The 25,729-nt window shown below is 54.4% G+C and carries 22 protein-coding genes; 3 read left to right on the plus strand and 19 right to left on the minus strand.

The window, feature by feature from the left end; genetic code table 11:
• Positions 1-179: 179 nt before the first annotated feature.
• From lpxC to ilvI, 19 genes are all read right to left on the minus strand, one after another.
• Positions 180-1,097, minus strand: coding sequence for a UDP-3-O-acyl-N-acetylglucosamine deacetylase (gene lpxC / locus LK04_RS15375; protein WP_039329331.1), 918 nt, complete (start codon positions 1,095-1,097; stop codon positions 180-182).
• Between the two features lie 101 nt (positions 1,098-1,198).
• Positions 1,199-2,353, minus strand: a complete 1,155-nt coding sequence (ftsZ, locus tag LK04_RS15380; RefSeq protein ID WP_039329333.1) for a cell division protein FtsZ — start codon at positions 2,351-2,353, stop codon at positions 1,199-1,201.
• A 70-nt stretch (positions 2,354-2,423) separates the two neighbouring features.
• Complete coding sequence (ftsA, locus tag LK04_RS15385; RefSeq protein ID WP_013507861.1) at positions 2,424-3,680, minus strand: cell division protein FtsA; 1,257 nt, start codon at positions 3,678-3,680, stop codon at positions 2,424-2,426.
• The gene (gene ftsQ, locus LK04_RS15390) at positions 3,677-4,516 is read right to left on the minus strand and encodes a cell division protein FtsQ (RefSeq protein ID WP_039329338.1); all 840 of its coding nucleotides are present in this window, start codon (positions 4,514-4,516) and stop codon (positions 3,677-3,679) included. Before ftsQ ends, ftsA begins: the two co-directional genes overlap by 4 nt.
• Before the next feature lies 1 nt (position 4,517).
• Positions 4,518-5,438, minus strand: coding sequence for a D-alanine--D-alanine ligase (locus tag LK04_RS15395; RefSeq protein ID WP_039329339.1), 921 nt, complete (start codon positions 5,436-5,438; stop codon positions 4,518-4,520).
• On the minus strand, positions 5,431-6,906 hold the full coding sequence (murC, locus tag LK04_RS15400; protein WP_039329341.1) for a UDP-N-acetylmuramate--L-alanine ligase: 1,476 nt from the start codon (positions 6,904-6,906) through the stop codon (positions 5,431-5,433). The genes LK04_RS15395 and murC overlap by 8 nt, the downstream gene beginning before the upstream one ends.
• A gap of 71 nt (positions 6,907-6,977) precedes the next feature.
• Complete coding sequence (gene murG, locus LK04_RS15405) at positions 6,978-8,036, minus strand: undecaprenyldiphospho-muramoylpentapeptide beta-N-acetylglucosaminyltransferase (protein WP_039329342.1); 1,059 nt, start codon at positions 8,034-8,036, stop codon at positions 6,978-6,980.
• Positions 8,033-9,247, minus strand: coding sequence for a cell division protein FtsW (gene ftsW / locus LK04_RS15410; RefSeq protein ID WP_039329344.1), 1,215 nt, complete (start codon positions 9,245-9,247; stop codon positions 8,033-8,035). Before ftsW ends, murG begins: the two co-directional genes overlap by 4 nt.
• Positions 9,247-10,563 carry a UDP-N-acetylmuramoyl-L-alanine--D-glutamate ligase gene (gene murD / locus LK04_RS15415; RefSeq protein WP_039329346.1) on the minus strand — a complete coding sequence of 439 codons (1,317 nt, stop codon included), beginning with the start codon at positions 10,561-10,563 and terminating at the stop codon, positions 9,247-9,249. Before murD ends, ftsW begins: the two co-directional genes overlap by 1 nt.
• A 2-nt stretch (positions 10,564-10,565) precedes the next feature.
• The gene (gene mraY, locus LK04_RS15420; RefSeq protein ID WP_039329348.1) at positions 10,566-11,648 is read right to left on the minus strand and encodes a phospho-N-acetylmuramoyl-pentapeptide-transferase; all 1,083 of its coding nucleotides are present in this window, start codon (positions 11,646-11,648) and stop codon (positions 10,566-10,568) included.
• Positions 11,642-13,003 carry a UDP-N-acetylmuramoyl-tripeptide--D-alanyl-D-alanine ligase gene (gene murF / locus LK04_RS15425; protein ID WP_039329349.1) on the minus strand — a complete coding sequence of 454 codons (1,362 nt, stop codon included), beginning with the start codon at positions 13,001-13,003 and terminating at the stop codon, positions 11,642-11,644. Before murF ends, mraY begins: the two co-directional genes overlap by 7 nt.
• Positions 13,000-14,487: a UDP-N-acetylmuramoyl-L-alanyl-D-glutamate--2,6-diaminopimelate ligase gene (gene murE, locus LK04_RS15430; RefSeq protein ID WP_039329351.1), complete on the minus strand. Its 1,488-nt coding sequence runs from the start codon at positions 14,485-14,487 to the stop codon at positions 13,000-13,002. Before murE ends, murF begins: the two co-directional genes overlap by 4 nt.
• Positions 14,474-16,240: a peptidoglycan glycosyltransferase FtsI gene (locus tag LK04_RS15435; protein WP_039329353.1), complete on the minus strand. Its 1,767-nt coding sequence runs from the start codon at positions 16,238-16,240 to the stop codon at positions 14,474-14,476. Before LK04_RS15435 ends, murE begins: the two co-directional genes overlap by 14 nt.
• A gap of 16 nt (positions 16,241-16,256) precedes the next feature.
• Entirely contained in the window at positions 16,257-16,577 is a 321-nt protein-coding gene (gene ftsL / locus LK04_RS15440; RefSeq protein ID WP_039329354.1) for a cell division protein FtsL, read from the minus strand.
• On the minus strand, positions 16,574-17,515 hold the full coding sequence (gene rsmH, locus LK04_RS15445) for a 16S rRNA (cytosine(1402)-N(4))-methyltransferase RsmH (protein ID WP_039329355.1): 942 nt from the start codon (positions 17,513-17,515) through the stop codon (positions 16,574-16,576). Before rsmH ends, ftsL begins: the two co-directional genes overlap by 4 nt.
• Positions 17,516-17,517: 2 nt before the next feature.
• Complete coding sequence (mraZ, locus tag LK04_RS15450) at positions 17,518-17,976, minus strand: division/cell wall cluster transcriptional repressor MraZ (RefSeq protein WP_039329356.1); 459 nt, start codon at positions 17,974-17,976, stop codon at positions 17,518-17,520.
• 493 nt (positions 17,977-18,469) lie between these two features.
• Complete coding sequence (gene cra / locus LK04_RS15455) at positions 18,470-19,480, minus strand: catabolite repressor/activator (RefSeq protein WP_039329358.1); 1,011 nt, start codon at positions 19,478-19,480, stop codon at positions 18,470-18,472.
• A 199-nt stretch (positions 19,481-19,679) separates the two neighbouring features.
• Positions 19,680-20,171 (minus strand): acetolactate synthase small subunit, encoded by a 492-nt coding sequence (ilvN, locus tag LK04_RS15460; protein ID WP_008108620.1) that lies wholly within the window; start codon positions 20,169-20,171, stop codon positions 19,680-19,682.
• A gap of 2 nt (positions 20,172-20,173) precedes the next feature.
• Positions 20,174-21,898, minus strand: a complete 1,725-nt coding sequence (ilvI, locus tag LK04_RS15465; protein ID WP_039329361.1) for an acetolactate synthase 3 large subunit — start codon at positions 21,896-21,898, stop codon at positions 20,174-20,176.
• A 998-nt stretch (positions 21,899-22,896) separates the two neighbouring features.
• Here ilvI and leuL point away from each other — a divergent pair.
• The 3 genes from leuL (at position 22,897) to leuB (ending at position 25,727) form a co-directional block, all read left to right on the plus strand.
• Positions 22,897-22,980 carry a leu operon leader peptide gene (gene leuL / locus LK04_RS20955; protein WP_153011429.1) on the plus strand — a complete coding sequence of 28 codons (84 nt, stop codon included), beginning with the start codon at positions 22,897-22,899 and terminating at the stop codon, positions 22,978-22,980.
• Between the two features lie 90 nt (positions 22,981-23,070).
• Positions 23,071-24,633 (plus strand): 2-isopropylmalate synthase, encoded by a 1,563-nt coding sequence (gene leuA / locus LK04_RS15470; RefSeq protein ID WP_039329363.1) that lies wholly within the window; start codon positions 23,071-23,073, stop codon positions 24,631-24,633.
• Positions 24,634-24,635: 2 nt separating this feature from the next.
• The gene (gene leuB, locus LK04_RS15475) at positions 24,636-25,727 is read left to right on the plus strand and encodes a 3-isopropylmalate dehydrogenase (RefSeq protein ID WP_039329365.1); all 1,092 of its coding nucleotides are present in this window, start codon (positions 24,636-24,638) and stop codon (positions 25,725-25,727) included.
• Positions 25,728-25,729: the final 2 nt, after the last annotated feature.

The following is a 25,729-nucleotide window of genomic DNA, read 5'->3' on the forward strand; positions in this document are numbered from 1 at the left end:
GCAACGACACCAGTGTTTAAAGGGCTTACGGGGGAATTCACGTTTTTTTGTACAGGCTTTCGCCAGTCTGAGTGAAGAATTGCGAGCGGTCTTGCAGGATTGATTATCAGGCAATAAAAAACGGCAGGCTCGGCTGACCGGAGAGGGTGTCAGCGAGACCTGCCGTTTTTACGTCTGGCTTACGCCAGCACTAAATTTGGTGCTTTGAATGCCAGCGGCAGTTCAGCTTCGTCTTCGAAGGTTGCCCATTCCCAGGCTTCCTGCTTAGCCAGAACCGCCTGCAGTAATTTATTGTTCAGCGCATGGCCCGATTTGAACGCAGAGAATGCGCCAATCACGTTATGACCACACATGAACAAATCACCGATAGCATCCAGCATTTTGTGACGAACGAATTCATCTTCAAAGCGCAGACCATCTTCGTTAAGTACGCGGAAATCATCGAGTCCAATCGCACAGTCTAAGCTACCGCCCAGGCACAGGCCTTTAGACTGCAGATATTCAATTTCACGCATAAAGCCAAAAGTGCGCGCGCGGCTGATTTGGCGAACAAACGCCTCAGCCGAGAAGTTCAGCTGGTAACGCTGCGAGCTTGAGTCAATCGCTGGGTGTTTGAAGTCGATAGTAAAATCGAGCGAGAAACCGTTGTACGGTTTGATCTCAGCCCACTTATCGCCATCTTCCACACGCACCGTTTGCTTAACGCGGACGAATTTCTTCGCGCTGTTCAGCTCTTCGATGCCTGCATCCATCAGCAAATAGACAAAAGGCGCGGCACTGCCATCCATAATTGGAATTTCTGGCGCATCGACTTCAACGATAATGTTATCAATGCCCAGGCCAGCCAATGCTGCATTCAGGTGTTCAACCGTCGAAATACGCACGCCTTCATCATTCACCAGGCAAGTACTCAGCATGGTGTCGCGCACGTATTTTGCATCAGCCGGGAAATCAACCGGTGGATTCAAGTCAGTGCGACGATAGATGACCCCGGTATTAGCCGACGCAGGGCGTAAGGTCAGCGTGACTTTCTTGCCGGTATGTAAACCGACACCTGTCGCCTGAACAATACGTTTTAATGTCCTTTGTTTGATCATCGCTTTATCTCGCAATATTACCCATCCGACCGCCAGTATAAATTACCGGCGGGCGAACACTTTAGCACAAAGAGCGGAGAATCCCAATTATCAGGATATTCTTAGTCAGCCTGCTTACGCAGGAAGGCTGGAATATCGAGGTAATCTGGCTCTTTGTTAGATGATGCAGGCTGGTCATTGACCACTTTTGCCGCAGGTTTTTGTTCCTGAGGCAGCGGTGCCATACCGTGCTGCTGGTAACGATGGTCCATCACTGGCTGAGTGGCCGGCTTGTTGGTGACAAGGGTAATTTCTGGACGCTTGTCCATACCAATACCGGTTGCAACAACAGTCACGCGCAGCTCATCGTTCATCTCTGGATCCAGAGAAGTACCGATCACCACGGTTGCATTGTCAGAGGCGAAGGCGCGGATAGTGTTACCCACAGTTTCGAACTCATCCAAACGCAGGTCGAAGCCCGCCGTGATGTTGACCAGCACGCCGCGCGCACCTGACAGGTCGATGTCTTCCAGCAGTGGGCTGGAAATCGCCATTTCGGCCGCTTCTTCAGCACGGTCTTCACCGCATGCCACGCCTGAACCCATCATCGCGTAGCCCATTTCTGACATCACGGTGCGCACGTCAGCGAAGTCAACGTTCATCAAGCCCGGGCGAGTAATCAGCTCAGCGATACCCTGCACCGCGCCTTTCAGCACGTCGTTAGCTGCGCCGAACGCATCCAACAGAGAGATACCGCGACCCAGCACTTTCAGCAGCTTATCGTTAGGAATGGTGATCAATGAATCAACATGCTTAGACAGCTCTGCGATACCCTGCTCAGCAAAAGCCATACGCTTTTTGCCTTCAAAGTTGAATGGCTTAGTCACCACCGCAACGGTCAGGATACCCAAATCTTTTGCTACTTCAGCCACCACTGGCGCTGCACCGGTACCGGTACCGCCGCCCATGCCAGCAGCAATAAACACCATGTCTGCCCCTTCCAGCGCAGAACGCAGTGCTTCGCGATCTTCTTCCGCTGAGGTACGACCGACTTCCGGATTGGCACCCGCACCGAGACCTTTGGTGATACCGGTCCCGATCTGAATCGTCTGGCCAACCGCTGTTTTACGCAACGCTTGTGCGTCGGTGTTTACAGCGAAGAATTCTACACCTTCGATACGCTCGCGTACCATGTGCTCTACGGCGTTGCCACCGCCACCGCCGACGCCGATGACTTTAATCACCGCGTCATTGGTTAATTCCATAGGTTCAAACATGATTTCTCTCCGTTATGTGCCTGTCGCCTGGAGACCATAAACATTGCCTGCATGGTCTCCTTTTTCAAAATTAAAACTCTTTCTTCAGCCAGCTATTGATACGTTTAAACCAATTGCCCACTGAAGCACGTTTTTCCGTTTCTGCATCACCGTTCATATGTGACTCTTTGCCGTAATGCAGCAGACCGACTGCAGTTGAGTAATACGGCTCCTGCGCGTAATCCGTCAGGCCAGTGATGTTAAGTGGCTGGCCAATACGCACCTGTGTGTGGAACACACGCTGTGCACAAGCGGCCAGGCCTTCAATCTGCGCCGCACCACCGGTCAGCACGATACCGGCCGCCAGATGATGTTTCACGCCCTGCTGGCGCAGTTGCTCCTGCAGTTGCAGAATCTCGTCATTCACCAGATTCAGCAGTTCGGTGTAACGCGGCTCAATCACTTCCGCCAGCGTTTGACGTTGAAGGCTGCGCGGTGGACGTCCACCCACACTTGGCACTTCGACGTTTTCGTCTTTGCCTACAATCGAGCCCAATGCACAACCATGACGGACTTTAATGGCTTCCGCATCAGTTGGCGGCGTACCGAAGGCATACGCGATATCACTGGTCACCACATTCCCTGCATAAGGGATCACTTTGGTGTGACGTAGTGCGCCGCCAGTATAGACTGCGATATCCATTGTACCGCCACCGATGTCAACAACACAGACTCCCAGCTCACGTTCATCTTCTGTCAGAACTGAAAAACTGGATGCCAGTCCGGCAAAAATCAGTTGGTCAACTTTCAGGCCGCATCGTTCAACGGCTTTAACAATATTTTTTGCCATGTCGTTGTGGCAGGTGATCAAGTGCACCTTTGCCTGCATACGCACGCCAGAAAGCCCCACCGGGTTCTTGATGCCTTCCTGATAATCAATGGCATATTCCTGAGGAATGACATGCAGGATACGATGTTCATCGCGCACGCGTACGGATTTCGCCGTATGTACCACGTTCTCTACATCATCCTGAGTGACTTCCTCTTCCGAAATCGGAACCATCCCGATTTCGTTCTGACAACTGATATGTTTGCCCGATAAAGCAAGGTAAACCGACGAAATCTGACAATCAGCCATCAGTTCAGCCTGGTCGATGGCGCGCTGAACGCATTTCACCACTGACTCAAGGTCGTTTACGCCACCTTTATCCATACCACGAGACGGGCAACTGCCCACCCCAATAATGTTGACCATACCATCAGGCAGAATTTCCCCAACCAGGGCGGCAACCTTGGCGGTGCCGATTTCAAGTCCTACTACCAGTTTTCTGTCCGTTGCCTTGATCATTGTGGTTTAGCCTGTGCCTGGTTTTGTTGCTGATTACTGTCCTGTTGCTCCAACGGAGCCGCTGCCCAGCCTACTGCGGCACCCGAGTCATAGCGCAAATCGACATACGCAATGCGCTTGTTTTGACTCTGGCCCTGCTGTTGCAGCTCCGGATAGAGCTCAATAAAACGGTTAAGACGCTTCATGGTGTCGCTGCGACCCAGCTCGATGCGCACATCGTCGCTGGTCACTAACTGCCACGAGCGCCGCGCCGTCATCGACGCGACCTTCAGGGTAAACTTGCTGGCCTGGAGCACATCACGCATGGTGTGATAACCGGCCAGCACCTCTGTTTCACTGCCTTCCGGGCCATACAACATCGGCAGTGTTTCTTTACCGATGTGGCTGGCCGGGACGCTGAAGGAGACGCCATCGGCGTCAACCATGTGGGAGTCATTCCAGCGAGCCACCGGAACATACTCTACCAGGTTAATCTTCAGCTCATCAGGCCACTGCTTACGCACACTGACCTGCTTAATCCACGGTAAACGCTCAATCTGCTGCTGGATGATGTCCACGTTTTGCGACATGAACGTCCCCGGCGCGCCAAGCGACAAAATGGCCTGGCGAATATCATCGTGCGTGGTGTAGTGGGTTTCCCCCGTCACCACCAGTTTCGATAACGGCAGGCGCGAAGCATCATTCATCCACTTCAGCACCACCAAGCCGCCCGCCGCCATGATGCCCAACACCATCAGCAGGAACACGATGCCAAACAGCCGTGCACCGTTGCTACGCCCGGTGCTGCTTCGCTCCTGGGGTTCGCGATTTCTAACGCGTAGGGCCGCCTGAGACATATCAGTCAGCCAGCTCCAGAATTCGGGCGACCAACTGCGGGAAACTGTATCCCGCCTGTCGGGCCGCCATCGGCACCAGACTATGACTGGTCATGCCAGGGGAGGTGTTCACTTCCAACAACTGGAAATGACCCTCACCGTCAGCCATCACATCCACGCGGCCCCAACCGCTGCATCCCAGCGCACGCCATGCCGCCAACACTAATGTCTGCAATTCTGCTTCTTTCTCTGCGCTTAAACCGCTCGGGCAGAAGTATTCAGTATCGTCAGAAATGTATTTAGCTTCATAGTCATAGAACTCGCTGGCGGTTTTTATTCTGATGGATGGCAGAATTTCATCCCCCAGGATACCCACGGTGTATTCGGCACCGCTGAGAAAAGCTTCGATCAGCACGTCATTATCGTGACGGAATGCCTCTTCCAGCGCGGCAGGCAAGGCTTCGACGCTGTTAACACGGCTAATGCCTACGCTTGACCCTTCACAGCTTGGCTTCACAAACAACGGCATACCTAAGGCGGCGATCGACGCCTGCGTTGCCGCATCCAAACCGGCATCGTGCTGCTGACGCGTCAGCCAGACAAATTTGCCCGATGGCAGTCCCCTGCCCTGCCACAGCAGTTTGCTGCGCAGTTTATCCATGGTGATGGCCGAAGCCATTACGCCGCTACCGGTGTAAGGCATTTGCAGGAACTCCAGCACCGCTTGCAGCGTGCCGTCTTCACCGCCACGGCCATGTAATGCAATGAACGCTTTGGCAAAACCCTGCGCTTTCAGGTCGAGCACCGAGACATCACGGGTATCAACACCGTGCGCATCAATGCCCATTTCGCGCAGACCCGCTAATACCGCGCTGCCCGAATTGAGCGACACATCGCGCTCTGCCGAGGTTCCGCCCATCAGGACGGCGACTTTCTCAGCCATGACGTGCCTCCGCTTTTGCAGCAGGCTGCAATTCGATTTCAGCCAGTTTACGGGCGATTTTGCCGATATTGCCTGCGCCCTGCACGATCACCAGATCGTCGCCAGAGAGCAGCGGTGCCAGCGCATCCGGTAATGCGTCATGTTCGGACACCAGAATCGGATCAACCTTGCCACGGTTACGGATGGCGCGGCACAGTGAGCGACTGTCTGCGCCCGGAATTGGCGCTTCACCGGCCGGATAAACGTCCAGCATAAGCAGGACATCCACCTGTGACAGCACATTCGCGAAGTCATCAAACAGATCGCGCGTACGCGTGTAGCGGTGCGGCTGGAATACCATCACCAGTTTTTTATCTGGCCAGCCCGCACGGGCTGCTTTGATGGTGACGTCTACTTCGGTTGGGTGATGGCCGTAATCATCAACCAGCATCGCACTGCCAGGATTGCCGTTGACGGCAGCGGTGTCAAACTCGCCCAGCACGTCGAAGCGGCGTCCTGTGCCCTGAAAACTCTCCAGCGCCGCGAGGATGGCGTTGTCTTCAATGCCCTCTTCGCTGGCAACTGCTACGGCAGCCGCCGCATTTAATGCATTGTGGCGTCCCGGTGCATTCAGGGTCACTTTCAGCACTGGCTTATCCTGGCGAATCAGCGTGAAGTGCCCTTGCGCACCACGCTGCTCGTAGTTTTCAATGCGGACGTCAGCATCATCACTGAAGCCGTAAGTGGTGACCTGACGCCCCACGCGTGGAATCAGATCGCGAATCACCACATCATCGACACACATCACCGCACGACCGTAGAACGGCAGGTTATGCAGGAAGTTAATGAATGTCTGCTTCAGGTTTTCGAAGTCGCCCTGATAGGTGTCCATATGATCCGCTTCGATGTTAGTGACGATCGCCACCATCGGCTGCAGATGCAGGAAGGAAGCGTCGCTCTCATCGGCTTCCGCAATAAGGTAACGGCTGGTGCCCAGGCGCGCATGTGTGCCCGCCGCTTTCACTAACCCGCCGTTAACGAAGGTAGGATCTAATCCGCCTTCGGCATAAATACTGGTCACCATCGCCGTGGTGGTGGTTTTACCGTGCGTGCCGGCAATCGCGATGCCGTGACGGAAACGCATCAATTCAGCCAGCATTTCGGCACGGCGAATCACCGGGATACGCTGTTCACGTGCCGCAACCAATTCTGGGTTGTCCTGTGCAACCGCAGTTGATACCACCACAACACTCGCATCGGTCACGTTTTCAGGACGATGGTTGAAATAGATTGTCGCGCCTAGCGCGGCCAGATGCTGGGTCACCGGGTTAGGTGCCAGATCGGACCCGCTAATGTGATAGCCTTCGTTCGCCAACACTTCGGCAATACCGCCCATGCCAGCACCACCGATGCCGACAAAGTGAATGTGCCGGACGCGACGCATCTCGGGCACAATAGAACGCAGTTTTGCCAATTGTTGTGTATTCATCTGTCTCAATTACCTGTTTATCCCGTTTGTACCTGCATTCAGGTACGGGTCAGTCAAACCAACCTGTTAACTTACTTCGCGACGCGTGCGACTTCTTGCGCAACCCGATCGGTTGCATCAGGAATCGCGACCTGACGGGCTTTTTCAGCCATCACCAATAGTGTGGTGCGATCCCAATCGCGCAACGTGCCCGCGACCGCAGCGGCAGTAAATTGCGGCTGCTCGAAAATTTTGGCCGCGCCCGCTTTTTCAAGCGGCAGCGCGTTCCAGTACTGCTGACGATCTTTGTGCTGGAAAGGCACAAAAATGGCCGGTAAACCTGCGGCAGCCACTTCGCTCACCGTCAATGCGCCCGAACGGCACACCACCACATCGGCCCATGCGTAGGCTTCAGCCATGTCATCGATAAACTCGGTGACTTTATGCTGTGGCTGTCCTGCATCGCGATAAGCCTGTTGCACCGTCTCTAGCCCGCCCTTACCGGTTTGATGCCAGAGGCTGATCGCTTCACCCAGCTGCGCGGCAACCTGCGGCATCGTCTGGTTAAGAATACGCGCCCCCTGGCTGCCACCGACCACCAGCACGCGAATCGGACCCATGCGGCCACTCAGACGTTCTGCGGGCAAAGGCAGTGCCAGCACATCGGTGCGCACTGGGTTGCCAACGACATCCGCGGTGGGAAATGCACCCGGAAAAGCTTGCATCACTTTGGTGGCGATTTTCGCCAGCCATTTATTGGTCAGCCCGGCAATACCATTCTGCTCGTGCAGTACCACAGGGATACCGCAGCTCCACGCCGCGAGACCACCCGGTCCGGAAACATATCCGCCCATACCGAGCACCACATCCGGCTGCCAGTTTTTCATGATGCGGCGCGCCTGACGCCATGCATTGAAAATTCTGACCGGTGCCAGTAACAAAGCTTTCACGCCTTTTCCGCGTAAACCGCTGATGCGGATAAACTCAATCTCGATGCCATGCTTCGGTACCAAATCCGCTTCCATGCGATCAGCGGTTCCCAGCCAGCGTACTTGCCAGCCCTGTTCGATCAGGTGATGGGCCACTGCCAGACCCGGGAACACATGTCCTCCGGTTCCGCCGGCCATCACCATCAGCCGCTTGCTACTCATCGAGCACCTCGGGTAAACGCCTGTGCTTTTGCCAGACGCGTTTCATAATCAATACGCAATAAAAACACGATGGCAGTCGACATGATGATCAGACTCGAACCACCGTAACTGATCAGCGGCAATGTCAGACCTTTGGTCGGCAGCATACCTGCAGCTGCACCGACGTTAACCAGCGCCTGGAAGCTAAACCACACGCCAATTGAACAAGCGAGGAAGCCCGAAAAGCGCTGATCGATCTCCAGAGCACGGCGACCAATCGACATCGCGCGAAAAGCGACGAAGAATACCATCAACAGCGCTAAAACCACACCGACATAACCCAACTCTTCACCAATAATGGAGAAGATAAAGTCGGTATGTGCCTCCGGCAGATATTCCAGTTTCTGCACCGAGTTGCCTAAGCCCTGTCCCCAGAATTCACCTCGGCCAAAGGCCATCAGGGACTGCGTCAGCTGGTAACCGCTGCCGAAGGGATCTTCCCATGGGTTCCAGAAGGAGGTCACACGGCGCATACGGTAAGGTTCAGCGATAATCAGCAGGACCACGGCGAAAATACCGGAGCCGATAATCGCCAGGAACTGCCACATCTTCGCCCCCGCGAGGAACAGCATCGCCAGCGTGGTGACGAACAACACCACCACGGTGCCGAGGTCAGGCTGTGCCAACAGCAAGACGGCCAGCACCACCATCACGCCCATTGGCTTGCAGAAGCCCCAAAAGTTATTTCGCACCTCTTCCACCTTGCGCACCAGATAACTGGCGAGATAGCAGAACAGCGAGAGCTTCGATAACTCCGCGGGCTGAATACGTAAGGGGCCGAGCGCGATCCAACGTGATGCACCGTTAACGGAGCTGCCAACCACCAGCACGATCAGCAGCATCACCACCGATGCCATCAACATCACGTTGCTGTAACGCTGCCAAAAATCCATTGGCACGCGCAGTGTCACCAGCGCCATCCCCAAAGCGAGCGCGATGTAAAACGCGTCACGCTTGGCAAAGTAGAACGGGTCTTCATTCAGACGCTGCCCAACCGGCATTGACGCCGACGTCACCATCACAAAACCAATGATCGCCAGGCCAAAGGTCAGCCACAGCAGCGTGCGATCGTACAACACTACCGGCGCGTCATCATTTTCACGACCGCCCATCACCCAATCGCGTAAGCGAACGGAGAGGAAGCTGGCAATACTGGCACCCGGAATGCGCATCAGCTCAACTCCTTCGCCAGTTGCGCGAACTGATCGCCGCGCTGTTCAAAATTACGGAACTGGTCAAGGCTGGCACACGCAGGGGAAAGCAGCACCATATCGCCGGCTTTAACCTGAGGGGCAATCAACGCCATCGCTTGCTGCATGGTCTCAGTGCGCGTGGCAATCTCCGGGCGCAGCGCGGCGAGTGCATCACCGTCGCGACCGAAGCAAAACAGCTGTACGTTGTCACCCTGCAGATAAGGCGTCAGGGTATTGAAATCAGCCGACTTGCCGTCACCGCCCATCAGCAGCCACAACGTGCCTTTCACCTGCAAGCCGTTGAGTGCCGCTTCGGTGCTGCCGACGTTGGTGGCTTTGGAGTCATTAATCCAGCGCACGCCGTTAGCTTCATGCACCAGTTGGAAACGGTGCGCCAGGCCGGTGAAGGTGGTTAACGCTTTCAGGCTTGATGCGCGTGGAATATTGACGGCATCAGCCAGCGCCAGTGCAGCGAGGGCGTTGGTGTAGTTATGTTGCCCCACCAACGTCATCTCATCGGTGTTCAACACGCGTTCGCCCTGGGCACGCAGCCAGGTGCTGCCTTGCTGTTGCGTCAGATGGTAGTCGCCAAGGTTAATGCCGAAACTGACACAGCGCACGTCAACGCCACGAACGGGCATGGTCATGCCATCGTCGGCATTCACCACGCAGATGCGGGCATTTTCATAAATGCGCAGTTTCGCCGCGCGATACTGCTGCATACCCAACGGATAGCGATCCATATGATCTTCAGTCACGTTGAGGATGGTCGCCGCTGCGGCCTTTAAGCTGTAAGTGGTTTCGAGCTGGAAGCTGGAAAGCTCCAGTACATACAGCTGCGCCGGGGATTTCAACAGGGTGAGTGCGGGCAAGCCAATATTGCCGCCCACCCCTACCTGCCAGCCTGCCGCACGCGCCATCTCGCCCACCAAGGTGGTGACGGTGCTTTTGCCGTTCGATCCGGTGATGGCGACAATCGGTGCCTGCGCTTCACGGCAGAACAGTTCGATATCGCCGACGATTTCAATCCCGGCATCCGCAGCTTCACTCAACGCCGGATGCGCTAACGCGATGCCCGGGCTGGCGATGATCAAATCAGACGCCAGCAACCAGTCACTGTTGATACCGCCAACATAGCGTTCTACCGACTCAGGCAGTTTATCGAGGCCCGGCGGAGACACACGGGTATCCATCACGCGAGGCGTAACGCCCTGCGCGAGGAAGAAATCAACACAGGATAGGCCGGTAATGCCTAATCCGATGATGACGACTTTTCTGCCCCGATAGTCAGCCATGATTAACGTACCTTCAGCGTTGCCAGGCCAATCAGCACCAGCATCAGTGAAATAATCCAGAAGCGCACAATCACGCGCGGCTCCGGCCAGCCTTTTAATTCATAGTGGTGGTGAATCGGTGCCATGCGGAAAATACGCTGACCGCGCAGCTTGAACGATCCCACCTGCAAGATCACCGACAGGGTTTCAACCACAAACACGCCGCCCATGATCACCAACAAGAACTCCTGACGCAGCAGCACCGCGATGGTACCCAGCGCGCCACCCAGCGCCAGTGAGCCGACATCACCCATAAAGACTTGCGCCGGGTAGGTGTTGAACCACAGGAAGCCCAGCCCGGCACCGACGATGGCGGTACACACAATCACCAGTTCACCCGCGTGACGCAGATACGGAATATGCAGATATTCAGCAAACTTCACGTTACCAGTCGCCCATGCCACCAGCGCAAAGCCTGCGGCGACAAACACGGTTGGCATGATTGCCAGACCATCCAGACCATCGGTAAGGTTTACGGCATTACCGGTACCGACAATCACAAAGTAGGCCAGCAACACATAAAACAGGCCCAGCTGCGGCATGATGTCCTTAAAGAACGGCACCACTAACTGCGTGGCTGGCGTGCCGTGTCCTGCGGCATACAGGGCAAAAGCCACGCCCAGCGAGATCACCGACATCCAGAAGTATTTCCAGCGGGCAATCAGACCTTTGGTGTCTTTGCGTACCACTTTGCGATAATCATCGACAAAACCAATTACGCCAAAGCCCACCAGCACCGCCAACACACACCACACATAAGGGTTGGAAGGATAAGCCCACATCAGCACCGAAACGGTAATCGAGGTGAGGATCATGATGCCGCCCATGGTCGGCGTACCACGTTTACTGAAGTGCGACTCTGGACCGTCGTTACGTACCACCTGGCCAATCTGCAATTTCTGCAGCCAGGCAATCAAACGCGGTCCCATCCACAGCGAAAGGAACAGAGCGGTCAGCAGGCTGACAATGGCGCGAAACGTCAGATACGAGAAGACGTTAAAGCCGGAATAAAGTGCGACCAGATGTTCGGCCAGCCAGACTAGCATGTTCCTTTCTCCTGTAAGCTCTCGACGACCTGCTCCATGGCGGCGCTACGTGAGCCTTTAACCAAAATAGTGATGTCCCGATGTTGGGACAGCAAAGTGCGTAAACGTTCCGTCAGATCGGCTTTAGTGGCGAAATGTTCGCCTTTACCGCTGCTTTCACCGATCAATCGGCTCAGCGTGCCGGTACTCAACACACAATCAATACCCGCTGCCTTCGCGGCTTCCCCTACCTGCTGATGACATTGTTCGGCTTCATCGCCCAACTCGGCCATATCCCCGACCACCATCACGCGATAGCCCGGCATATCGCCTAACACTTGCGCAGCCGCCGTCATGGAACCGACGTTGGCGTTGTAGCTGTCATCGAGCAGTAACTGATTGTCAGCAAGACGAATCGGGAACAGGCGGCCCGGCACGGGCTGCAGGGTTTTCAGGCCAGATTGAATCGCGCTCAGCGGCGCATCAACCGACAGTGCCAACGCTGCCGCCGCGAGTGCGTTGGCAATGTTGTGACGTCCGGGTAAAGGCAACGCCACAGCAATGTCACCGCGCGGAGTAAGCAGGGTAAACAGCGTGGCATCCGCACGCAGCACAATGTCGCTGGCGCGGAATTCCGCCTCTGCCATCGGTTGCGGGGAGAAGCGCCACAGCGTTTTATCGACAAACTGTGATTGCCAGTTGGCGAGGTCATTGCTCTCGGCATTCACAATCGCGGTGCCATGTACTGGCAATCCGCCAAAAATTTCGCCTTTGGCTTTCGCCACGCCAGCCAGTGAACCGAATCCTTCCAGGTGCGCCGCGGCCAGGTTATTCACCAGCGCGGTTTCAGGGCGCACCAGATCGGTGGTGTAAGCAATTTCGCCTTGATGATTGGCACCCAGCTCAATCACTGCGTAATCATGATCCTGCGTCAGGCGCAGCAGTGTCATCGGCACGCCAAAATCATTGTTCAGGTTGCCCGCGGTGTACAGGGTCTCACCACACTGACGCAGAATTGCCGCCGTCATCTCTTTGACGGAGGTTTTGCCAGATGAACCGGTCAACGCCACCACACGGGCTTTCGACTGCTGACGTACCCAGGCACCTAGCTGACCAAAGGCAATACGCGTATCCGCGACCACCACCTGTGGCACATCCACCGGCAAGTGCTTACTTACCAGCAGTGCCTTGGCACCATTAGCGATGGCATCCTTCGCAAAATCATGTGCATCAAAACGTTCACCCACCAGCGCCACAAACAGACTGCCGTCGGCGACCTTACGCGTGTCGCTCGTCACATCCGCAATGGTCAGGTCTGCGCCCAGCAATTCACCGCCGCTAATCTCTGCCAGTGTTTTCAATGAAATCGGAATCATGCCATCACCCCCAGCAAGCGGGCGACAGTTTCACGGTCGGAGTAATCAAGGCGGCGGTTGCCAATAATTTGATAGTCTTCGTGGCCTTTACCGGCCACCAGCACGATGTCATCAGCGCTGGCTTGCATCACCGCGTTAGTGACCGCTTGCGCACGTCCTGCAACGATGCGAGCGCGGCCGGGATCGAGCAAGCCAGTCAGAATATCGTTAACAATCGCGCCAGGCTCTTCGCTACGCGGATTGTCGTCAGTGATCACCACAATGTCAGAGAACTGCTCGGCAATCGCGCCCATCAGTGGACGTTTGCCTTTGTCACGATCGCCGCCACAGCCAAACACGCACCACAGCTTGCCTTTGCAGTGCAAACGAGCGGCTTCCAGCGCTTTTTCCAGCGCATCGGGAGTGTGAGCATAATCCACCACTACCGTGGGTTTTTCTGGCGCGGTGAATACTTCCATGCGACCGCATACCGGCTGCAACTGCGAGGCGCTTGAGACCAGCGCCTCCAGCGGATAATCGAGCGTCAGCAAGGTCGCTAAGGCCAGCAACAGATTGCTGACGTTGAATGCGCCCATCAGGCGGCTGTCAAATTCACCGTTACCCCAGCTTGAGCTGAACTGAATATGCGCACCGCCATCGTGATAGTTCACTGCGGTGGCTTTAAGCCAGCGACCACGGCAACCCGGCTGCAAATTGTCGCCCATGGTAACGGCAACCGCATCCGGTAATTTTTCCAGCCAGCGGCGGCCCACTTCGTCATCGGCATTGACGATCGCAGCGTTCACCAGATGCTCAGAGAACAGCAGCCATTTCGCCGCTTCGTAGCTCTGCATATCGCCGTGATAGTCAAGATGATCGCGGCTGAGGTTGGTGAACACGGCGGCGGCAAACGGCAGCGCAGCCACACGGTGTTGCACCAGACCGTGTGAAGAGACTTCCATCGCCGCCAGAGTTGCGCCCTGCTCGACCAGATCATTCAACACATGCTGCACATCAACCGCAGAGCCGGTGGTGTTTTCGGTAGGCACCAACTGACCATACAGGCCATTCCCCACCGTGCCCATCACTGCGCCGGTTTCGCCTAGCAGGTTGGCCCACTGAGCAATGAGCTGTGTTGTGGTGGTTTTTCCATTGGTACCCGTCACGCCGATCAATTTGAGTTTTTCAGCAGGCTGCTGATAAAAGCGCCCGGCCAGTGCAGAGAGACGCTGCTGCAACTGCGCCAGATAGATAACCGGGACGCCGTGCATCTCGCGGATATCTCCATCGCTGGCTTCGCCCTCGGCTTCGGCAATCACTGCCGCTACGCCCTGAGCAATAGCTTGCGGAATAAAACGACGTCCATCAGCATGATGGCCCGCCACGGCGATAAACAGATCGCCAGCAGCCGCTGCGCGGCTATCCAGTGTCATGTCACGGAGTGGACGCGCCGGCGCACCCGGCACCCACGGGGCCAGTAATTCGCGCAGGTTACGATCGGTCACTTGATTCCTCACTTCTGTTCTTCACCAACTCGTTCTTATCAATTGTTGGCAACGCATCAGGCTCGATGTTCATGGTACGCAGCACACCGCCCATGATGGCGCCAAACACCGGTGCAGAAACCGCACCACCATAATATTTACCGGCCTGGGGATCGTTGATCACCACCACCAGTGCAAAACGAGGGCGACTGGCAGGCGCAACGCCTGCGGTGTAAGCAATGTATTTATTGACGTAGCGTCCATCCGGCCCGACCTTTTTGGCGGTACCGGTCTTGATAGCGATGCGATAGCCTTTGATAGCGGCTTTCACACCACCACCGCCAGGCAATGCAACGCTTTCCATCATGTGCATCACCGTTTTCACCAGGTCTTCCTGGAAAACGCGTTCACCCGCCACCGGCGGGTCAACTTTGGTGATCGACAGCGGGCGATTGATGCCATAGCTGCCAATGGTTGCGTAGACTCGCGCTAACTGTAACGGCGTTACCATTAGCCCGTAGCCGAAAGAGAAGGTGGCCCTCTCTATGTCAGACCACCGTTGTTTTTGAGGGTATAAGCCACTACTTTCCCCGACCAGCCCCAAATTGGTCGGTTTACCCAGTCCAAAGCGCGCGTAAGTTTCTACGAGTGCTGAGGAGGGCATCGCTAACGCCAAACGTGAAACCCCGACGTTACTCGACTTCTGTAAAACCCCGGTAAGGGTCAATTCGTTATAGCGCGCCACGTCTTTGATCTCATGACCATTCACGCGGTACGGCACGGTATTCAGGACGCTGTTCTCTTTCACCACACCGCGTTGCAGTGCGGTCATCACCACCATCGGCTTCACTGTGGAGCCTGGCTCGAAGATGTCGGTAATCGCGCGATTACGCATCACATCTTTCGGGGTGTTGCTGAGATTATTGGGGTTGTAGGCTGGGCTGTTAGCCATCGCCAGCACTTCACCGGTGTTCACATCCACCAGAACCGCGGTACCCGACTCCGCTTTGTTAAACGCCACAGCATTATTCAGTTCACGGTAAACCAGCGCCTGCAAACGCTCATCAATGCTCAGTGTCAGGTTGTGAGCAGCGCGGCTGTCTACCGAAGAAATATCTTCAATCACGCGGCCATTGCGATCTTTACGCACGGTACGTTCGCCCGGTGCACCGGTCAGCCATTTGTCGAAGCTTTTTTCGATTCCTTCGATGCCCTGACCATCAATGTTGGTAAAGCCAATCAGATGCGCGGTGACCTGGCCTGCAGGGTAATAGCGGCGTGACTCTTCACGCAGGTAAATGCCTGGCAAACGGAGTTTTTTGACATACTCACCAATCGCCGGGTTGACCTGACGTGCCAGATAGATAAAGCGCCCTTTCGGGTTTGCGTTGATGCGTGCAGCCAGTTGATCCAGTGGGATCGATAGCGCATCGGACAGCGCTTTCCAGCGGCTATCCAGAGAGACCCCGCCATGTTCTGCCAGCTCTTTGGGATCGGCCCAGATCGCATTCACCGGCACACTCACGGCTAAAGGACGACCTGCACGATCGCTTATCATCCCACGAGCAGTAGGAACGGATTGCACACGCAGGGAACGCAAATCCCCTTCTTTCACCAGCTTGTCAGGATTGATCACCTGCAACCACGCAACGCGTGACAGCAAGCCGCCCAGAGCCAGTAAAATACAGCCGCACAGCAACGCAAAACGCCAGCTTATAAAGCTGGCCTTATCTTCCTGTTTTTTTAACTTCAGCGTTTTGCCTGCGCCGCTCATTGAAATCTGCGATTCCTTATTTCTGCACCACAATATTTTCCTGTGAAGGATCAACATGCTGCATCTGCAGCTTATCGGTTGCTATCCGCTCTACCCGGCTGTGATCGCCAAGCGCATTCTCTTCCAGAATCAGGTTACGCCACTCGATATCGAGGGCATCGCGTTCTAATACCAATTGCTCACGCTGTGCCGTCAACAGACGGGTTTTATGCGTGGTGGTCACCACCAGAATCGAGGACACCAGCACCGCAACCAGCAGCAACACCGGGATCTTGCCGAATCGCAGCAAGTCACCCCCAATGACGCCGGGCAGGCTATGTCGCTCGTTTCCAATCATGTCGCGGTCCTTTCAGCAATACGCAGGACTGAACTGCGTGCGCGTGGGTTTTCATTCACTTCAGCTTCGCCAGGAATCAGCTTGCCCAGCGTTTTCAATTCGCGTCCACCCAGCGCTTTTAGCTGGCTTTCAGTCATTGGAATACCCGCTGGCACTTGTGGGCCTCGGCTTTGATCGCGCATAAAGCGTTTCACTAAGCGGTCTTCCAGTGAGTGGAAGCTGATAATGGACAACCGACCACCCGGTGCCAGTACCGACATCGCGCCTTTCAACGCGGTATCAATCTCTTCCAGTTCGCTGTTGATCCAGATACGGATCGCCTGGAAGGTGCGCGTTGCCGGATGCTTAAATTTGTCTTTGACTGGCATCGCAGCGGCAATCACCGTGGCTAACTCTTTGGTACGCGTCATTGGCTGTTCGCGGTTGCGTTCCACAATGGCGCGTGCGATGCGTTTGCCAAACTTCTCTTCACCGTAGGTCTTAATCACAAAAGCGATATCGGCCTCTTCCGCGCTCATCAGCCACTCTGCGGCAGATTGTCCCCGCGTCGGGTCCATGCGCATGTCCAGTGGGCCATCACGCATGAATGAAAAACCGCGCTCTGCATCATCTAACTGGGGTGAAGAGACGCCCAGATCCAGCAATACGCCATCGATCTTGCCCGTCAGGCCACGCTCTTCAACATAGTCAGCCAGGGCGGAAAACGGCCCGTGCACAATCGAAAAGCGCGGGTCCTGGATTTCAGCGGCAGCAGCGATGGCTTGCGGATCGCGGTCAATCGCCAGTAACTGTCCATTCGCGCCAAGCTGCGAAAGGATCAGGCGTGAGTGACCGCCGCGACCAAAAGTGCCGTCAATGTAAATGCCGTCTTCCCTGATATTGAGGCCGTTAACCGCCTCATCCAGCAGCACTGTGGTGTGTTTAAAATTATCCTGCATAGCTATAGCGACAAGTCCTGCAACCGCTCAGATAAAGGCTCCTGAGCTGACTGTTCTGCGTCAATATCGTCCTTAACTTGTTGATACCAGGTCTGTTCATCCCACAGCTCAAACTTGTTGAACTGTCCAACCAGCATCACTTCTTTGGTGAGGCTCGCATGTTGGCGTAGCGTATTGGCCAGCAACAAACGACCTGCATTATCCATCTGACATTCACTGGCATGCCCTAACAGCAGTCGCTGCACGCGACGTTCATTCGGATTCATGCTGGATAAGCGCGCCAGTTTTTTCTCAATGATTTCCCATTCGGGCAGGGTATAAAGCAACAGGCAGGGCTGATGGAGGTCAATGGTGCACACCATTTGACCCTGAGACTCTGCGACGAGCAAATCACGATAGCGCGTAGGTACCGCCAGTCGGCCTTTGCTGTCGAGATTGACTAACGTTGCCCCACGGAACATGCCAGCCTTACCCCTCAGTCACCCGTTTTCACCACTTTATCCCACTTTTTACCACGAAACGAGTTTACGGAGCCTATGAAATCCTTGTCAAGCCGCAACGACAAGTGAATATCACTCTTTACAAGGGATAGAATTATTTAGTGGAGGGAAATGACAGCTGAAGAATGGCAAAATAAAAAATTAACCTAATGAATAATGGAATAAAAATTTTCACGATTTGAGAAATGGTGAAAAATAAAGCGCTTTTACCGCGAAAGATAATTATCCCGGGATATGCGACAGCGGCTGCATTTTAGGGGATTTCTGAAAGGAAGCCCAGCACCATCGCGCCAGCTCTGCTACGCATCACTGTTGAAGATGTAAACAAGTAAGAAAATGTAGCGCTGTTAATTCGTTAGCAGAGGTGGCGATAATTTACGCTTTTTTACCGCAATCCGCTGGCAATAAAATATTTGCAGGATGAATAAACGCGGGCAAGCTTCTGCCCACGATTTCATTTTGTGCGACGACTTAATTGTCCTCGGCGGAATAAATTTCGACGAATGCGGGTTAATCCCGGCTTGGGTTTCCGCGGTTCATCCAGCGAGGCTAATACTAATTCCAGCACGCGCTCGGCCACATCACGGTGACGCTGCCCAACGGCCAGCACCGGACACTCAAGGAAGTCCAGTAATTCGTGGTCGCCAAAGGTGGCGATCGCCAACTCAGTCGGCAAGCGTCCTTCACGTTTCAGTGTGACGTCCATCACGCCCTGCAACAGACCAAAAGAGGTGGTAAACAGGGCTTCCGGCATCGGATGATCTTCGAGGTATTTCTCGAAAAGCGTGGCAGCAGCGGCACGGTCAAAGCTATTACAGTAGAGGTAATCGATAGGACGTTCGTCATCTTTCCACGCATCACGGAAGCCCATCTCACGCAGAAAACTTACCGATAGCTCCGGAAGCGCCCCGAGGAATAGCACATTCTTCACCGGAAGCTGACGCAATTCAGCGGCCAAAGCATGTGCATCGTCCTGATCGGCTCCCACCACGCTAGTGAAGTGTTCACGATCCAGCGCACGGTCAAGCGCGATAATTGGCAGTGGATCGTTGATCCAGCGCTGATAGAACGGGTGCTCAGGAGGAAGTGAGGTTGAAACGATAATCGCATCCACCTGACGCTGCAGCAGATGCTCGATACAGCGCATTTCGTTATCAGGCTGATCTTCTGAGCAGGCAATCAGCAATTGATAGCCACGCTGACGCGCCTGGCGCTCAAGGTAGTTCGCGATACGCGTGTAACTGGTGTTTTCCAAATCAGGTATGACTAAGCCAATCGAACGCGTTCGACCCGCGCGCAGGCCCGCCGCAACGGCATTGGGGTGATAATTGTATTCACGCACCACCGCCATCACTTTTTCAACGGTTTTGTCGCTGACACGATACTGCCGCGCTTTGCCATTAATGACATAGCTGGCCGTGGTGCGCGACACGCCCGCCAGGCGCGCAATTTCATCCAGTTTCACGATGACACCTTAATTCTGATTAGCTATGGCTGGCGGAAATGTCCGCAGTGTAGCTAGGGGTAAAACATTTGTAACATCTAACCGCAGAAAACTACGCTGAGCAACCGCTTTTATCTGGCAGCTATCACAAGCGCATAAAATAAAAAAAACCCGGCATTACGCCGGGTTAGCTTTGATACACAATGGTCACATGGCGGAATTAACGCATCACGCGGTCGCCACGCGAGACGCCAACAATACCCGAGCGTGCCACTTCAACGATCTCAGCGACGTCGCGCACCGTGTTGAGGAAGGCGTCGAGTTTATCACTGGTGCCCGCGAGCTGAACCGTGTACAGCGTTGGTGTGACGTCAATAATCTGACCACGGAAAATCTCCGCGCTACGCTTCACTTCTTCACGGCCATAACCGCTCGCCTGGATTTTCACCAACATGATTTCACGTTCAACGTAGGCACCCTGCCCCAGTTCGCTGACACGTAACACGTCCACCAGCTTGTGCAGTTGCTTCTCGATTTGCTCCAGCACTTTCTCGTCGCCGACGGTCTGAATGGTCATGCGTGAAAGTGTAGGATCGTCCGTTGGTGCAACCGTCAGGCTTTCGATGTTGTAGCCGCGCTGAGAGAACAGGCCCACCACGCGAGACAATGCGCCGGATTCATTTTCCAGCAGAACTGATAAAATACGACGCATAATTATGTCCTCTCCGTTTTGCTCAACCACATCTCGTCCATCGAGCCACCACGAATCTGCATTGGATACACGTGCTCGCTGCCATCAATATTCACATCCACAAACACCAGACGCCCTTTCGCCAGGGTATCCAATGCCAGCTGTAGCTTCTCTTCCAGCTCGGCAGGATGGGCAATCGAAATCCCCACATGGCCATAGGCTTCCGCTAAACGCACGAAGTCAGGCAGAGATTGCATGTAAGATTGCGAGTGGCGACCGGAATAGATCATGTCCTGCCACTGCTTCACCATGCCGAGGAAGCCGTTGTTCAGGTTCAGCACCAACACCGGCAGATCGTACTGCAGCGCGGTCGACAGCTCCTGAATATTCATCTGGATACTGCCATCGCCGGTAACACAGATAACGGTTTCATCAGGCAGCGCCATTTTCACGCCCAGCGCCGCTGGCAAGCCGAAGCCCATGGTGCCGAGACCGCCGGAGTTGATCCAACGACGCGGCTTGTCGAACTGATAGTAAAGCGCAGCAAACATCTGATGCTGACCCACGTCAGAGGTGACGTAAGCATCGCCTTTGGTCAAACGCCAGATGGTCTCAATAACTGCCTGCGGTTTGATCTTGTCACTGGTGCGGTCAAACTCCAGACACTTGCGGCTACGCCAGCCATCAATGGTCTGCCACCAGTCACGCAGGCTATCCAGCTCTTGTTTGGCATCGCTTTGCGCCAGCATTTCCAACATCTGAGACAGCGTTTGTTTGGCATCGCCAACAATCGGAATATCCGCGCTCACCGTCTTCGAAATCGACGTTGGGTCAACGTCGATATGCATGATGGTGGCGTTCGGGCAGTATTTCGCCAGATTGTTGGTGGTACGGTCATCAAAACGCACACCAATGCCGAAAATCAGGTCGGCATTGTGCATCGTCATGTTGGCTTCATAAGTCCCGTGCATGCCGAGCATGCCCACACACTGACGGTGTGTGCCAGGGAACACGCCCAGCCCCATAAGCGACGTGGTCACTGGGATGTTCAGCTGTTCTGCCAGTTGCAGCAGTTCCGCTTCACAGCCTGACATAATTGCGCCACCACCGGCGTAAATCACCGGTTTGTGTGCGGCCAGCAACGTTTGCAGAGCACGCTTGATTTGCCCTTTGTGACCCTGAATGGTCGGGTTATATGAGCGCATGCTCACTGTTTCCGGCCAGACATACGGTAATTTGTTCGCAGGATTCAGGATATCTTTTGGCAGATCGATCACCACCGGGCCTGGGCGACCACTTGCTGCCAGCCAAAAGGCTTTTTTCAGCACGGTTGGGATCTCTTCCGCGTTTTTCACCAGGAAGCTGTGCTTCACCACTGGACGGGAAATCCCGACCATGTCGCACTCCTGGAACGCATCGTAACCAATCAATGAAGAGGGTACCTGTCCCGACAGAATCACCATCGGAATAGAATCCATGTACGCGGTAGCAATACCGGTAATCGCATTGGTTGCGCCCGGGCCTGAGGTGACCAGCACCACACCGACTTCGCCGGTTGCGCGCGCCAGACCATCAGCCATATGCACTGCGCCTTGCTCATGGCGAACCAGTACGTGGTCAATACCACCGACCGTTTGCAGCGCATCATAAATATCGAGCACCGCTCCGCCCGGATAGCCGAATACTTGCTTAACGCCCTGATCGATTAACGAACGGACGACCATTTCGGCTCCTGACAACATCTCCATTTTCTGCCTCCAGGCTTGAGGATCAGCACCCAGCAACGCGAATTATCCCTGCGCGACTGGCATACCGCTCTCTATTCGCCAATTAAGATCAAAATCTTATGTTTATGCTCAGAACACAGAATTCATTTCTGTCTTCCAGGTACAGGGAATCTACTTTTAGGCTGCGTCCCGCCATTATTCGCGGTGCCGTCACATCCCAAAAAGCCGTTATCAAGGCGGAGGGTGAAGGCCATAGTGGGCCTATGGCCAAACCCGACAACGATGAGAACGGCTTTTTGGGATGCGACCCGTAGGGCTGGAGCTAAATGGCCTTGCAGCTGCGTTATTCATCACGTATTTGGACCCACCAAACCTCGTGATTCATGCCTTGCCGCAAGGCCATTTAGCATCCAGCGGCATCCACGAATAATGGCGGGACGCAGCCTGAATTCTTTTAAGAGTAGGTCGATTACCATAACCGTAGAAAACCCGCCCTGCAAACGTCAGGACGCCACGGCGCGCTTAATCCGGCAGAAAAGGCACTGACGCGTGATAATTGCTCGCGAGGATTAAACTAATCGGACTGCACAACCACAGAGGAATATGCTGGTTTGGCGATTATTTGCAGCGTGTTCTAAGAAATATGATTTTCATATTGCCTGACCGCTCAGTCCACAATTTCCCCTGAGAATTACTTTCTGGCGTGATTAACTTTGAAATCCTGTATTCGCATGACATTGTGCTATGCAATGCGCTGAACGCTCTGTATAAAACCACATCTATCACCAAGAAAAACAATTAAAATTCAACACCTTAAAATTAATTGGCTTTTTTAAAAGATTTTTTAGGATGATTAACCCCTTCAGGCAGCAGCTAATTAACGCCAATGCTCTGCACAGCCAGATATTCACAGCAGATCGCCCTTAGCCACCTTAAGAAATACCCTTTCACTTAGGGTTGACTTCCCGCCGCAATCCCAGTATCAATATGGGCAACACAAAATTTACGAGGTTCGAATCATGTCCCGTTCTTTCCGTCTACTCGGTCTACTACTAAACGCATTCAGTTTGCGCGGTAGACTTGTGGGCGGAATCAATCACTGATTCGAACCTGAAGAAGTTTAAGAAACCCGCGCCGATGCGCGGGTTTTTTTATGCTCGCAACGGCGAAGTTAAAGCAAAAGGAAGATGACCATGAGCCAGCAAGTTATTATTTTCGATACCACTCTGCGTGACGGCGAACAAGCATTACAGGCCAGCCTGAGTGTTAAAGAAAAACTGCAGATCGCCTTGGCACTGGAACGTATGGGCGTGGATGTAATGGAAGTCGGTTTCCCTATTTCCTCACCTGGCGATTTCGAATCGGTACAGACCATCGCCCGCTCGGTGAAAAACAGCCGTGTTGCCGCTTTGGCGCGTTGCGTCGATAAAGATATCGATGCCGCTTACGAAGCACTGCGCGTTGCAGAGGCATTTCGTATCCACACCTTCCTCGCCACTTCGCCGATGCATATCGCCACCAAATTGCGCAGCACCCTGCCCGAGGTGATTGAGCGCGCGGTAGCCTCTATTAAACGTGCCCGTAACTATACCGACGACGTAGAGTTCTCTTGTGAAGATGGTGGACGCACGCCGATCGACGATTTGTGCCGCGTGGTCGAAGCCGCTATCAACGCAGGCGCCACCACCATCAACATTCCGGACACCGTTGGCTACACCTTGCCGCATGAATACGCCAACATCTTCAGCCAACTGCGCGAACGTGTACCAAATATCGATAAAGCGATTTTGTCGGTTCACACCCACGATGACTTAGGTATGGCCACCGGCAATGCGGTTGCCGCAGTATTGGCCGGTGCTCGCCAGGTTGAAGGCACGATCAACGGTTTAGGTGAGCGCGCCGGCAACTGTGCGTTGGAAGAAGTGATCATGACGATTAAAACCCGCCAGCAGATCATGAACCTGCACACCAATATCCATCATCAGGAAATCTACCGCACCAGCCAGTTGATCAGCCAGATCTGCAACATGCCGATTCCGGCCAACAAAGCCATCGTCGGCACCGGTGCTTTCGCCCACTCTTCTGGCATCCACCAGGATGGCGTGTTGAAGAACCGCGAGAACTACGAAATCCTGACGCCAGAATCTATTGGCCTGCACAAAATCCAGCTGAACCTGACCTCTCGTTCAGGCCGCGCGGCGGTAAAACATCGCATGGAAGAGATGGGCTACAAGGATTCCGACTACAACGTGGATGCTTTGTACGATGCCTTCCTGAAGCTGGCGGACAAAAAAGGTCAGGTGTTCGATTACGACCTGGAAGCCTTGGCCTTCATTAATAAGCAGAACGAAGAGCCTGAATATTTCCAGTTGAAAGAGTTCAACGTGCAGACCGGTTCGAGCGTCACTGCTACCGCCTCTGTCCAACTGGGCTGTGGTGAAGAGATCAAAGCGGATGCAGCGACCGGTAACGGTCCAGTTGATGCGGTTTATCAAGCCATCAACCGCATTACCAGTTTTGAAGCTGAACTGGTGAACTACAAATTAACAGCGAAAGGTCACGGCGAAAATGCCCTGGGCCAGGTCGATATCGTCGTTAATTACAACGGTCGTAAATTCCATGGCGTAGGTCTGGCGACTGATATCGTCGAATCTTCTGCTAAAGCGATGGTGAATGCCCTGAACAACATCTGGCGTGCCAAGCAGGTAGAAAAAGAATTGCAGCGTAAATTTAAAGATCAGAAGGAAACGGTGTAACTATGACTCAGTCTTACCATATTGCGGTAATGCCCGGCGACGGAATCGGCCCGGAAGTAATGGCGCAGGCCATGAAAGTGCTCGATGCGATTCGCGCGCGTTTCGACATGCGCATCACCACCAGCGAATATGACGTGGGCGGTATCGCCATCGATCGTCACGGTGAACCTCTGCCACCGGCCACCGTTGCGGGCGCTGAGCAGGCCGACGCGATTCTGTTCGGTTCAGTGGGTGGACCAAAATGGGAACACCTGCCACCAGCCGGTCAGCCTGAGCGCGGTGCACTGCTGCCGTTGCGTAAGCACTTCAAGCTGTTCAGCAACCTGCGCCCTGCTGCCCTGTACAAAGGTCTGGAAGCGTTCTGCCCACTGCGCAGCGACATCGCAGCACGCGGTTTCGACATTCTGTGCGTGCGTGAATTAACCGGCGGTATCTACTTCGGTCAGCCAAAAGGTCGTGAAGGCAGCGGCCCACACGAGCGTGCTTTCGATACTGAGGTGTATCACCGCTTTGAGATTGAACGTATCGCCCGTAACGCCTTTGAAGCTGCACGTAAGCGCCGTAACAAAGTGACTTCCGTTGATAAAGCCAACGTGTTGCAGACCTCCGTAATGTGGCGTGAAATCGTCAACGAAGTGGCAAAAGATTACCCGGATGTGCAGTTGAGCCATATGTACATCGACAACGCCACCATGCAGCTGATTAAAGATCCATCACAGTTTGACGTGCTGCTGTGTTCTAACCTGTTCGGTGACATTCTGTCAGATGAGTGCGCAATGATTACCGGCTCGATGGGCATGCTGCCTTCTGCCAGCATGAACGAAGAGAGTTTTGGTTTGTATGAGCCCGCAGGCGGCTCTGCGCCAGATATCGCCGGTCAGAATATCGCTAACCCGATTGCCCAGATTCTCTCACTCTCTATGCTGTTGCGTTACAGCCTGAATGCGGATGACGCAGCGAACAGCATCGAGCGTGCGGTGAGCCGTGCGCTGGAAGCGGGCCATCGCACCCGCGATTTGGCCGGCAACGGCCCAGCCGTGAGCACAGATGAGATGGGCAGCATCATTGCCGGTTTCATCGCTGAGGAAAAATAATA

The organism is Pantoea vagans, from assembly GCF_001506165.1.
Taxonomy (GTDB): Bacteria; Pseudomonadota; Gammaproteobacteria; order Enterobacterales; family Enterobacteriaceae; genus Pantoea; species Pantoea vagans_C.

Coding starts and splice junctions, on each gene's coding strand:
- lpxC (WP_039329331.1), bottom strand. CDS start 1,097: ATGATCAAACAAAGGACATTAAAACGTATTGTTCAGGCGACAGGTGTC.
- ftsZ (WP_039329333.1), bottom strand. CDS start 2,353: ATGTTTGAACCTATGGAATTAACCAATGACGCGGTGATTAAAGTCATC.
- ftsA (WP_013507861.1), bottom strand. CDS start 3,680: ATGATCAAGGCAACGGACAGAAAACTGGTAGTAGGACTTGAAATCGGC.
- ftsQ (WP_039329338.1), bottom strand. CDS start 4,516: ATGTCTCAGGCGGCCCTACGCGTTAGAAATCGCGAACCCCAGGAGCGA.
- LK04_RS15395 (WP_039329339.1), bottom strand. CDS start 5,438: ATGGCTGAGAAAGTCGCCGTCCTGATGGGCGGAACCTCGGCAGAGCGC.
- murC (WP_039329341.1), bottom strand. CDS start 6,906: ATGAATACACAACAATTGGCAAAACTGCGTTCTATTGTGCCCGAGATG.
- murG (WP_039329342.1), bottom strand. CDS start 8,036: ATGAGTAGCAAGCGGCTGATGGTGATGGCCGGCGGAACCGGAGGACAT.
- ftsW (WP_039329344.1), bottom strand. CDS start 9,247: ATGCGCATTCCGGGTGCCAGTATTGCCAGCTTCCTCTCCGTTCGCTTA.
- murD (WP_039329346.1), bottom strand. CDS start 10,563: ATGGCTGACTATCGGGGCAGAAAAGTCGTCATCATCGGATTAGGCATT.
- mraY (WP_039329348.1), bottom strand. CDS start 11,648: ATGCTAGTCTGGCTGGCCGAACATCTGGTCGCACTTTATTCCGGCTTT.
- murF (WP_039329349.1), bottom strand. CDS start 13,003: ATGATTCCGATTTCATTGAAAACACTGGCAGAGATTAGCGGCGGTGAA.
- LK04_RS15435 (WP_039329353.1), bottom strand. CDS start 16,240: ATGAGCGGCGCAGGCAAAACGCTGAAGTTAAAAAAACAGGAAGATAAG.
- ftsL (WP_039329354.1), bottom strand. CDS start 16,577: ATGATTGGAAACGAGCGACATAGCCTGCCCGGCGTCATTGGGGGTGAC.
- rsmH (WP_039329355.1), bottom strand. CDS start 17,515: ATGCAGGATAATTTTAAACACACCACAGTGCTGCTGGATGAGGCGGTT.
- mraZ (WP_039329356.1), bottom strand. CDS start 17,976: ATGTTCCGTGGGGCAACGTTAGTCAATCTCGACAGCAAAGGCCGACTG.
- ilvN (WP_008108620.1), bottom strand. CDS start 20,171: ATGCGTCGTATTTTATCAGTTCTGCTGGAAAATGAATCCGGCGCATTG.
- ilvI (WP_039329361.1), bottom strand. CDS start 21,898: ATGGAGATGTTGTCAGGAGCCGAAATGGTCGTCCGTTCGTTAATCGAT.
- leuL (WP_153011429.1), top strand. CDS start 22,897: ATGTCCCGTTCTTTCCGTCTACTCGGTCTACTACTAAACGCATTCAGT.
- leuA (WP_039329363.1), top strand. CDS start 23,071: ATGAGCCAGCAAGTTATTATTTTCGATACCACTCTGCGTGACGGCGAA.
- leuB (WP_039329365.1), top strand. CDS start 24,636: ATGACTCAGTCTTACCATATTGCGGTAATGCCCGGCGACGGAATCGGC.